This is a genomic window from Streptococcus intestinihominis, from assembly GCF_046824975.1.
Lineage (GTDB): Bacteria > Bacillota > Bacilli > Lactobacillales > Streptococcaceae > Streptococcus.
The window spans coordinates 278,926-289,582 of the sequence record NZ_JBKQBL010000003.1; the positions used below are offsets into that span (position 1 = coordinate 278,926).

The 10,657-nt window shown below is 42.5% G+C and carries 10 protein-coding genes; 2 read left to right on the forward strand and 8 right to left on the reverse strand.

Translation table 11 applies throughout. The features are described 5' to 3' along the window. From ACLOR3_RS06570 to typA, 8 genes are all read right to left on the reverse strand, one after another. On the reverse strand, window positions 1-470 hold a 470-nt coding region (locus ACLOR3_RS06570; RefSeq protein WP_412037087.1), incomplete at its 3' end, for a YggS family pyridoxal phosphate-dependent enzyme. Between the two features lie 2 nt (window positions 471-472). Further along, on the reverse strand, window positions 473-1,750 hold the full coding sequence (gene ftsZ, locus ACLOR3_RS06575; protein WP_048715782.1) for a cell division protein FtsZ: 1,278 nt from the start codon (window positions 1,748-1,750) through the stop codon (window positions 473-475). A 15-nt stretch (window positions 1,751-1,765) separates the two neighbouring features. After that, window positions 1,766-3,118 (reverse strand): cell division protein FtsA, encoded by a 1,353-nt coding sequence (gene ftsA / locus ACLOR3_RS06580; RefSeq protein WP_411400655.1) that lies wholly within the window; start codon window positions 3,116-3,118, stop codon window positions 1,766-1,768. 141 nt (window positions 3,119-3,259) lie between these two features. Further along, window positions 3,260-4,477, reverse strand: a complete 1,218-nt coding sequence (locus tag ACLOR3_RS06585) for a cell division protein FtsQ/DivIB (protein WP_411400657.1) — start codon at window positions 4,475-4,477, stop codon at window positions 3,260-3,262. Then, window positions 4,474-5,544 (reverse strand): UDP-N-acetylglucosamine--N-acetylmuramyl-(pentapeptide) pyrophosphoryl-undecaprenol N-acetylglucosamine transferase, encoded by a 1,071-nt coding sequence (locus ACLOR3_RS06590; RefSeq protein WP_411400659.1) that lies wholly within the window; start codon window positions 5,542-5,544, stop codon window positions 4,474-4,476. The genes ACLOR3_RS06585 and ACLOR3_RS06590 overlap by 4 nt, the downstream gene beginning before the upstream one ends. A gap of 1 nt (window position 5,545) precedes the next feature. Then, window positions 5,546-6,898 carry a UDP-N-acetylmuramoyl-L-alanine--D-glutamate ligase gene (gene murD, locus ACLOR3_RS06595; RefSeq protein ID WP_411400661.1) on the reverse strand — a complete coding sequence of 451 codons (1,353 nt, stop codon included), beginning with the start codon at window positions 6,896-6,898 and terminating at the stop codon, window positions 5,546-5,548. 164 nt (window positions 6,899-7,062) lie between these two features. After that, window positions 7,063-7,329, reverse strand: coding sequence for a DUF3165 family protein (locus tag ACLOR3_RS06600; RefSeq protein WP_023026447.1), 267 nt, complete (start codon window positions 7,327-7,329; stop codon window positions 7,063-7,065). A 22-nt stretch (window positions 7,330-7,351) separates the two neighbouring features. Continuing rightward, window positions 7,352-9,199 carry a translational GTPase TypA gene (typA, locus tag ACLOR3_RS06605; protein ID WP_048715791.1) on the reverse strand — a complete coding sequence of 616 codons (1,848 nt, stop codon included), beginning with the start codon at window positions 9,197-9,199 and terminating at the stop codon, window positions 7,352-7,354. A 237-nt stretch (window positions 9,200-9,436) separates the two neighbouring features. On the opposite strand from typA, the gene ACLOR3_RS06610 reads away from it, so the two are divergent. Further along, window positions 9,437-10,159, forward strand: a complete 723-nt coding sequence (locus ACLOR3_RS06610) for a 16S rRNA pseudouridine(516) synthase (protein ID WP_411400664.1) — start codon at window positions 9,437-9,439, stop codon at window positions 10,157-10,159. A 78-nt stretch (window positions 10,160-10,237) separates the two neighbouring features. After that, on the forward strand, window positions 10,238-10,657 hold a 420-nt coding region (locus tag ACLOR3_RS06615; RefSeq protein WP_497867747.1), incomplete at its 3' end, for a transposase.

Genomic DNA, 10,657 nt, shown 5'->3' on the forward strand with positions numbered 1-10,657 from the left:
GTCATTAATCCAACAATTTGTAGGTTATCCAAGCCTTCTAGTTCAGGAAGAATCGCATCGAGCTCTTCAGGAGCAAATCCATGCTTGCTTTCCTCTCCAGAAATATTGACTTGTATAAAACATTTAATTGGGTGACTCGCCCTTTTTTGAATTTCTTGGGCAAGCTTCATAGAATCTAAAGCATGGAAGTAATCTACATAATTGATAACTTCTTTTACTTTACGACGTTGGAGACTACCGATCAAATGCCAGGTCAGTCCCTCAACTTTTAGAGCTTGGTATTTTTCTAGAAATTTATCAACACGGTTTTCACCGATATGACAGACTCCTGTATCAACCAAAGCCTTAGCTTGGTCGATACCAACATACTTAGTAACAGCAATCACATTGACCTGATCCGTGCGGTTTGCTGTTTCCATTGCTTGTGCAACCTGCGAGAATATTCGCTCTTTATTTTCAATCAGATTCATTCTTAACGATTACGGAAAAATGGTGGTGTTTCCAACTCATCATCTTCTGAAGAAGAATCTACATAGCGTTCAACTTGACGACCAGTGCTAGTATCAGACTGACGTACAATATTTTCACGACGAATGTCCCAATCTCCAAACGCAGATCCACGAGGTGTTTCTTGTTTAGCACGTGATTGAGGAGTAGGCATTTCGATTTCTTCCTTCAAATCGAATTCGCGATCGAATTGTGGGGTTTGTGGACGTTGTTCACGTGGTCCAGTTTGGTAATAACGTGCTGAACTTGGTGCATGAGATGCAATTCCACTAACTCTTTCAACTTTATCCTGACGAACACCAGTTGCAACAACCGTTACGCGGATTTCATCTTTCATTGATTCATCAATAGATGTACCGAGCCAAATGTTTACGCCATGACCAGCTGCTTGGTTAACAATTTCAGAAGCTTCTTCTGCTTCAATCAAGGTCATATCCAAACCACCAGTAACGTTGACGATCACGTCTTCAGCACCGTCAATGGTTGTTTCAAGGAGTGGTGAGTAGATAGCTTTACGAGCCGCTTCAATGACACGCTCTTCACCATTACCTACACCAATACCCATCAAGGCATTTCCTTTATTTTCCATAACAGTCTTCACGTCAGCGAAGTCAAGGTTAATCAAGCCTGGGCTTGTGATCAAGTCAGTGATCCCTTGAACCCCTTGGCGAAGGACATTATCTGCTTCGCTCAATGCTTCAAGAAGTGGCGTTTTCTTATCTACAATTTCTAACAAGTTGTTGTTGGAAATGATCAACAAGGTATCCACATGTTCGCGAAGTTCATTGATCCCTTCGATTGCAAAGTTTCCGCGTTTTGTTCCTTCAAATCCGAAAGGACGAGTTACAACGGCTACTGTCAAAGCACCAACAGCTTTAGCAATACGAGCGATGACTGGTGCAGCACCTGTACCAGATCCTCCACCCATCCCTGCAGTGATGAAGACCATGTCTGCACCTTGCAAAGCTTCTGTCAATACTTCTTCACTTTCTTCTGCGGCTTTACGACCAACCTCAGGTTGACCTCCAGCACCCAAACCACGAGTCAACTTAGGACCCAATTGGATAACTGTTTCTGCTTTTGCACTTGAAAGTGCTTGTACATCTGTGTTTGCTGCGATGAATTCTACACCAGCAACTCCTTCGTCAATCATGCGGTTGATGGCATTACCGCCACCGCCACCGACACCGATTACTTTAATAACTGCACCTTGTGCCGCTGCTGTGTCAAATGAAAATGTCATAAATACTTACACTCCTTAATCAAACATATTACCGATTAAATTCTTCATTCGGTCTGTAAAGGTAGTTTTTTCTTCTTGTTTTTGTTCTTCAACTGGATGTTGTTGCTCGACGTTAACTACAGGCTCAATTTCTTCCGGTGCATATGCTGGAACAACTGGTTGCTGTACTGGTCGTTCAAACTGAACTGGTTGCTGACGAAGACGTTGATCTCCATGTACAGCAGCCTGAGCAAGAATATCTACATCTGTGAGATTTCCAGCATATTCAGACAAGCTAATCACGTGGGCAAAAGCTGGATTGCGGATTCCAATTTGATTTGGAACATACAATTTCACATTTACACCAAAGACTTCTTGCGCCAATTCTTCAATACCAGGGAGAATAGCACCACCACCGATGATGACAATTCCTCCAGGCAAATCAAGCAAATGTCTTCTTTCAAGATCCTGTTTAATTTGGTCGAAGATGTGTTTGATCCGAGCTGAAATAATCTCTGCCAAATATTTTTCAGATACTTGGACAGGTTCTACTTCCCCAATCACCTCAACGTGGAAGACTTCATCACCAACTGATGGAACATAAGCTTCTCCATAGTTGAACTTCAAGCCTTCTGCTAATTTTTGAGAAGTCTTCAATACTTTAGAAATATCTTTGGTAACGTAATCGCCACCTTCTTGGTAGATATTTGTAAATTGGAGTTCTTGATTCCGAACAGAAGCTACTGTCGTTTGTCCTCCACCTAAATCAATGACGGTCGCACCAAACTCACGTTCTCCTTCGTTCAATACAGACTTAATCATTGCAAGTGGTGAAATAATGATATTCTCAACTTGCAAACCAGCACGTTCAACTGTTTTCCGTAAATTATGGAGGACAGTTCTAGGACCAGTATACAAGAGACCTCGCATTTCCAAACGGATCCCCATCATTCCACGTGGATCGCGGATTCCTTGGAAACCGTCAACTGTGAACTCTTCTGGAATAAAGGTAATGACTTCACGGTCTGGAGTCATACTCTTTGTCAAAGCAGATCTGACAACATTTTCAACGTCTGCATCCGTAATTTCTTTTGAATCACTGGTTACAGGAATCATTCCTTGAGTTGCTTCAATTTGAAGAAGGTTTGCTGGCAACCCAACGTTCACAAGATTGATTGAAATTCCTGCTTTTTCTTCTGCTTGGCTTACTGCACTTTTAATCGCATTAGAAGCAGCCTCAATATCAACAATAATTCCATCTTTGACGCCAGCACTTTTTGCATTGCTGACTCCAATTACATTCATTTCTCCATTGACATGTTCTGCCACCAATACTTTTATTGAACTAGTACCGATATCTAAACCTGTAAAAAAGCCGTTTCTAGCCATTACACCAGTCCTCTCTCTTTTGTTTTCCTATACGTCAATTAATAGCTCCATTTTAGTTAGAACTATCCAAATTTCATTATAACACAAAAATGCCCATAGTGGGCATATTTTCTTTATTTATTTCAGATAATTTATGAGGGTTTACTCAGCGGGAACTTCTTCGTGTTGCTCGGTTACGACTGCACTCTCATCAGAATCTGTCGAGTTAGCATCAGCTTCTTCTGTTTTGTTCCCTTCCCCTTCTTCTTTTTCTTTCTTTTCCAGAGTTAAAGTGGCCATTGTTTCTGCATTGTAACTATATATACCAGCTTCCATATCAATGACACTGTCATCTTCAATCAGCTTGCGAATTTGATGGTAATATGGCAATTTACGCTTGATTTGAGATACCGGTACTAGGACCCTAGTGCCATCCTTCATGGTCAGCGTCACCAAATCCTTCGTCACCTTGCTCGGTGTCAAGTCCACTGACTCAATTTCATCGCGCACAGAAGATGGTATTTTCCCCAAATGTTTGACGAATTGTCGGACCAATTCTCGATCAGAAAAACGAACGGCTAGGTAAGTCTTAGGAAGCTGATCCGCAGCAACTGGTGTCTCTACCACTTCCCCATTCTCTAAAATGGGATAGTGATCTTCCTCCGTCACATAGTAACCAAAGACCTGGTATTCCTCAACCTGAACCTTAAACGTCGTAGGGAAGGCATAGGTCATCGAAATATCTTTGACCCATGGACTTGCTGCCTTCATATTGGCAAGATAGCGATCCCGATTTAAAAAGGTTGTCAAGGTATAATCCCGGTCTTGGATCTGACTCTTTTCAAACAACAAGGTCTGATCCGCATTTTTATTCCCTGAAAATTCGATGATTTTTTGCTTAGCTAAGGGTGTTAAAAGGTAGGCAGAAAAGACTGCAATCAAGGTACTGATCACCAAAACAGGAATAGCTCTGTAGATGTGACGTCTCGCAATCTGACCTTCCTTTTTGGCCTTCTTCGCTAGTTCCTCATCTTCGAACCTATCTTCTGAAGGCTCTGTTAGGTAGATGATTTTTTCTTCTTCATCCTCTTCATCTGTTTCGTCAGGAAGTGTTTCTTGCACTTCCTCCTCAGCTAGATCAGCTACATTCTCATCTTCATCTACTTCTGCAGACTCGCCATCTTGCCCATCTGCTTCTGGATCTTCAGAGGGAGCGTTTTGATTCAGAAGTTCCTGTCTTTCCTTCTCTTCTTGTGCCTTCTTTTCTTTTTCTTCTTGCTCTTCTAATTGTTTCTTTTTTTGATACTCCTGGTTTCGTCTCTGCCATTCAGAGAGCTTTGTGACTTCTTTAGGAGTATTTTGGTTCTTCTTATCCGTCATTTTTTCCTTTTATTAATTTCTTGATGAACTAGACTGTAAAATTCATCCAAGGAAAGCAATTCATTCGAAGCCTTCATCGCTTGATGATAGCTTTCAGCCTCTTGGAACATTTTATCCATCATTTCTTGCAACCGATCCATGCTCAATTCTGGCTCGGCGATGGTTTCTGCATAGCCTTTTTCCACAAAGTATTGAGCATTTTCAATCTGATCTCCCCGACTAGCTTCTTTCCCTAGGGGAACGATGATATGGAGCTTATTCATGGCCAAGAGTTCAAAAATCGTATTGGCACCACCACGGGTCACTACTAGGTCTGCCTTTTGGAGCAAAGGAAGATAGTGATCCGTCACGTAATCCACGCGATAAAGATGAGGTGCTTGTTCATTCAAGGAAGAGTCCCCTGTCAAATTAATGACATTGTAGCTTGCCAACAAGGCTTCTCGATTTTTTGTGACAAACTCATTGAACACTCGCGCGCCAGCAGAGCCACCCACAAAGAGAAGGGTTGGCAACTGTGGATCAAATTGAGCAAATACTGCTTCCAATTCTACTGGGATTGGAAGGGCTTCCTGATGAACCTTGGTCACAGCTCCCACATGTTGGGCTTTCACTAGGCTTTTCGGCTGCTCAAAGGTTGTGAACATTTTTGTCGCAAACTTATAAGCAATTTTATTGGCCAAGCCCATGGAACGGTCGGATTCGTGGACCAATACAGGAACAAAACAGAGTCGTGCAGCCACTACCGGAGGAACAGAAACGAAGCCTCCTTTAGAAAACAAAACCTGTGGCCGTACACGAAGCATGATCCAAATTGATTGGAGAATTCCCCAGAAGACCTTGAAGATATCCAACATATTTTGCCAAGAGAAATAACGGCGCAACTTGCCCGTCGCAATCGAATGGAAATAGATGTCCAAACCAGACTTCAAAATCTCTTGGTGTTCAATCCCTTTCTTGTCTCCAATATAATGAACTTCCCAACCATCCTCGATGAAGCGAGGGATGAGGAGAAGGTTCAAGGTCACATGCCCAACTGTACCTCCCCCTGTAAATACTATTTTTTTCATATTAATTTTTCAACTCTTCTACTGTTTTAAGGAACTCATCGCCCCGTACTTCAAAATTCGCGTACATGTCCCAACTGGCATTGGCTGGACTAAGCAAGACGATATCGCCCGGCTCAGCTAATTCAAAGGCTTTGCGCGTTGCGTCTGCCACATCCGTCGCATCTAGATAGAACACACCCGCTTGATCCGCTGCTCGTTTCACCCGTTCAGCAGACTCTCCAAGGATGACCATCTTTTTAAGACCAGTAATATCTGGCACCAATTCGTCAAACTCATTGCCTCGGTCCAAGCCACCAGCGATTAAGATGACATGAGCGTTATCAAAGCCAGACAAGGCTTTTTGGGTTGCTAAGATGTTGGTAGACTTGCTATCATTGTAGAATTTCACCCCTTCAATCTCAGCTACATACTGCAAGCGGTGCTTCACACCGCCAAAGGCTGATAAGGTTTCTTGGATAGTTTGATTGTCAATGCCACGAAGTTTGACCACTGCAATGGTAGCTAAAGCATTTTCTACATTGTGGCTGCCTGGTACTCCAATTTGGTCTGCTCGCATGACGGCTTCACCTCGGAAGTAAAGGACACCGTCCTCTAAATATGCTCCGTCCACCTTTTCTTGGGTTGAAAATGGCACCACAGTAGCCTCTGTTTGCTGCGCCAAGTCTTTGGCTAAATCTTGGTTAAAGTTTAGTACTACAAAATCCTTGGCAGTCATATTCTTTTGAATCGCCCATTTTGCAGCTACATAGCCTTCGAAAGATCCATGGTAATCCAAGTGGGTCGGCATCAAATTGGTAATGACTGCGATTTCTGGGTGAAAGGCTTCAATCCCCATCAATTGGAAGGAAGATAATTCCATTACCAATGTGTCTTTAGCTGTCGCTGTTTGAGCGACTTGACTAGCTGGAAAACCAATATTTCCAGACAAGAGACCGTTTTGTCCAGCGGCAGTTAATACTTCTCCAATCATGGTAGTGGTGGTTGTTTTTCCGTTTGAACCAGTGATTCCGATGATGGGCGCTTCTGAAACGAGGTAGGCCAATTCAACTTCGGTCAAAACAGGGATGCCTTTTTCAAGGGCTCGTTCAACCATAGGATTCGTGTAAGGAATTCCAGGGTTCTTCACCATCACTGCAAAGTCTTCATCCAAGAGTTCCAGAGGATGTCCTCCTGTCACAACTTTGATCCCTTCTTCCAGCAAGCTTTGGGCTGCAGGATTTTCTTCAAAGGCTTTGCCATCATTCACCGTTACGATAGCTCCTAGGCGATCGAGTAGTCGCGCTGCAGATTCTCCAGACTTAGCCAATCCTAAAACAAGGACTTTTTTATTTTTAAATGTTTCAATGACGTTCATAGCTTTTTTCTCTCCAATTTGTTCACCTTCTATTTTACCCTTTTTTAGACAATTTAAAAAGTCTAAAGACAGCAAAAATGACCTCTTCAGCATCTTTCATAAAAAAAGAGTCGCCATGATTTTAAATCACAACAACTCTATTTTATGGAGACAAGCTCTCCAGTTTATTCTGATTTATCCAGGCGTTTAGAAGACTTGGTCGGCAATCGCGAAATATCAACGAGGGCCAGATAGCCTACAAAAGCAAGGAAGGCGCCCACAAAAAATTCTGAAGGCAATTGGAAAATTTGGAAAATCGCTAAGCAAAGGAGGATGACCAAAGAGACCAATAATACGACTAGGGTAACTACATTCAGAGTTCCTCTGATGCTCTTTGGAGCTGCAAAAAGGTAAAAAAGGAGGATCAAAATACCTATAATTAAATAAACCATTTTGTCACTCCTTTCTTATTTCTTATTCAGCTGCAGCTGATTTTTTCTTTTTGTTTGCTTTTTCGCGCTCTGCCTTATTCAAGATTTGTTTACGTAGACGGATTGATTCAGGTGTTACTTCCATGTACTCATCGTCGTTCAAGAACTCGAGTGATTCTTCAAGCGTCAAGATACGAGGAGTCTTGATAACCGCTGTTTGGTCCTTAGTAGCGGAACGAACGTTAGTCATTTGTTTAGCCTTCGTGATATTAACAGTCAAGTCGTTCTCACGAGAGTTTTCACCGATGATCATGCCTTCGTAAACCTCAGTACCTGGGTTAACAAAGATGGTTCCACGTTCTTCGATAGACATGATAGAGTAGGTTGTTGCCTTACCAGTATCGATAGAAACAAGGGCACCACGGTGACGACCACCGATTTCCCCTGGGATCAATGGCAAGTATTGGTCAAAGGTATGGTTCATGATCCCGTAACCACGAGTCATTGACAAGAATTCAGTTGAGTATCCAATCAAACCACGCGCAGGAACAAGGAAGACCAAACGAGTTTGACCGTTACCTGTTGCAACCATATCCAACATTTCACCCTTACGTTCAGAAAGGCTTTGGATGACGGACCCTTGGTATTCTTCTGGTGTGTCGATTTGCACACGTTCAAACGGCTCACATTTCACACCATCGATTTCTTTAATGATAACCTCTGGACGAGATACTTGAAGCTCGTATCCTTCACGACGCATGGTTTCGATCAAGATAGACAAGTGCAATTCCCCACGTCCTGAAACGGTCCATTTATCTGGTGAGTCTGTTGGTTCTACACGAAGAGAAACGTCTGTTTGCAATTCTGCTTGAAGGCGCTCTTCGACCTTACGAGAAGTCACCCATTTCCCTTCACGACCAGCAAAAGGTGAGTTGTTGACCAAGAAGGTCATTTGAAGGGTTGGCTCATCGATATGAAGAACTGGAAGAGCTTCAATAGCATCTGTTGGAGTAATGGTTTCACCAACGAAGATATCTTCCATACCTGATACGGCAATCAAGTCACCTGCTTTAGCTTCTTGGATTTCACGACGTTCCAAACCAAAGAAACCAAAGAGTTTCGTAACACGGAAGTTCTTCGTTGTGCCGTCTAGTTTAGAAAGGGTTACTTGGTCCCCAACTTTTACGGTACCACGGAAGATACGTCCGATACCGATACGTCCTACGAAGTCATTGTAGTCAAGAAGAGACACTTGGAATTGAAGCGGCTCATCTGAGTTATCAACTGGAGCTGGGATGTGATCGATAATGGTGTCAAAGATTGGCGCCATGGTCTTTTCTTGATCTGCTGGATCATCTGACAAGGAAGATGTTCCGTTGATCGCTGATGCATAAACAACTGGGAAGTCAAGTTGGTCATCATCCGCACCAAGCTCGATGAAGAGTTCCAAGACTTCGTCTACTACTTCTGCTGGACGAGCAGATGGCTTATCGATTTTGTTGACTACAACGATCGGCACAAGGTCTTGTTCCAAGGCTTTTTTCAATACGAAACGAGTCTGCGGCATGGTTCCTTCGTAGGCATCTACGACCAAAACAACACCGTCAACCATTTTCATGATCCGCTCAACTTCTCCACCGAAGTCCGCGTGTCCTGGTGTGTCCATGATGTTGATACGAGTCCCGTTGTAAGCAACGGCTGTATTTTTCGCAAGGATGGTGATTCCACGCTCTTTTTCGATATCGTTTGAGTCCATTGCACGCTCTGCCAACTCTGTACGCGCGTCAAGAGTTTCAGATTGTTTCAACAATTCGTCAACGAGGGTTGTTTTACCGTGGTCGACGTGGGCGATAATCGCGATATTACGGATATCTTCTCTTAATTTTGTCATGATTTCCTCTATTGTATTCAAAAATTTATTTTCTAACTGAACGATTATACCACAATTTTAAGCAAATGACTTAACTCAAGTAAGTGTAAATGTTTTCATGTTTTCTTTCGAAAACCTGCTTTCTCATTCCCACTCCTAACCACTCTATTCATGAAAATTTTTCACCTCTTTATCCCTTTTCTTCATCCTTTTTCCGAATACTTGTGCTTCTCTCCATTTCATGCTATCCTGTCTTTTATGAGATTAGATCAATTACTGGCCCACTACCAAATTCCTCGTAAGGAAATTAAACAAAGCCTGGCCAAAAGGCAGATTCTGGTCGATGGACGTATTGCGACAAAATTATCCCAAAATGTCGATACCGGTCTCCAAGAAGTTTGTTGGAAGGATCGAGTCCTTACCGACTGTTCCCATCGCTATTTTCTTCTTCATAAACCTCAAGGACTGGTTACGGCTACCAAGGATGCCCAACATCCTACAGTGCTGGACCTTCTCCGAGCAGAAGACCGGACACCCAATACCTATCCTATCGGCCGACTAGATCGGGATACGACTGGCCTCCTCCTACTGACAGACAATGGTCCTCTAGGCTTCCAACTTCTTCATCCCCAATACCATATCGAAAAAGAATACGCGGTCACAGTCAACGGCCCTCTAGAAGCTACTCATATCGATCGTTTTCAAGACGGGATTACCTTCTTAGATGGGACCAGGTGTAAGCCGGCTAAACTCGAAATCCTTAGCTCCAGCCCCGAAGGAAGCCAGGCCCTGGTCACCCTGTCTGAGGGGAAATTCCATCAGGTGAAAAAGATGTTTCTCTCTGTCGGTGTCAAGGTAACTAGCCTCAAGCGAATCAAATTTGGAGATTTTTCATTAGACCCTAACCTAGCAGAAGGTCAATACCGCCCCTTGAACCAAGATGAATTACAGATTATTAAAAACTATTTAGAAAACAATTGATAAAACAAAAAAAGCTTTAGTTTGAACTGCACCCCAAAAGTTAGACAGAAAAAATCTAACTTTTGGGGTGTTTTTATTATGAAATTGACTTATAAGGATAAAGTTCAGATCTATGAACTTAGAAAACAAGGATATAGCTTAGAGCAGCTTTCAAATAAATTTGGGATAAACAATTCTAATCTTAGGTACATGATTAAATTGATTGATTGTTACGGAATAGAGTTCGTCAAAAAAGGAAAAAATCGTTACTACTCTCCTGAATTAAAACAAGAAATGATTGATAAAGTTCTACATGAAAACTGGTCTCAAGATAGAATTTCTCTCGAATATGCTCTCCCAAATCGTGGTATGCTTCCAAATTGGATGGCACAATACAAGAAAAACGGGTATACTATTGTTGAAAAAACGAGAGGGAGAGTACCTAAAATGGGACGTAAACGTAAGAAAACTTGGGAAGAAATGACAGAACTAGAGCGACTCCAAGAAGAGAATGAACGC

Excerpts from the sequence above, each read along its gene's own strand:
- ftsA (WP_411400655.1), bottom strand. The coding sequence starts at position 3,118 with ATGGCTAGAAACGGCTTTTTTACAGGTTTAGATATCGGTACTAGTTCA.
- ACLOR3_RS06585 (WP_411400657.1), bottom strand. The coding sequence starts at position 4,477 with ATGACGGATAAGAAGAACCAAAATACTCCTAAAGAAGTCACAAAGCTC.
- typA (WP_048715791.1), bottom strand. The coding sequence starts at position 9,199 with ATGACAAAATTAAGAGAAGATATCCGTAATATCGCGATTATCGCCCAC.
- ACLOR3_RS06590 (WP_411400659.1), bottom strand. The coding sequence starts at position 5,544 with ATGAAAAAAATAGTATTTACAGGGGGAGGTACAGTTGGGCATGTGACC.
- ftsZ (WP_048715782.1), bottom strand. The coding sequence starts at position 1,750 with ATGACATTTTCATTTGACACAGCAGCGGCACAAGGTGCAGTTATTAAA.
- murD (WP_411400661.1), bottom strand. The coding sequence starts at position 6,898 with ATGAACGTCATTGAAACATTTAAAAATAAAAAAGTCCTTGTTTTAGGA.
- ACLOR3_RS06610 (WP_411400664.1), top strand. The coding sequence starts at position 9,437 with ATGAGATTAGATCAATTACTGGCCCACTACCAAATTCCTCGTAAGGAA.
- ACLOR3_RS06600 (WP_023026447.1), bottom strand. The coding sequence starts at position 7,329 with ATGGTTTATTTAATTATAGGTATTTTGATCCTCCTTTTTTACCTTTTT.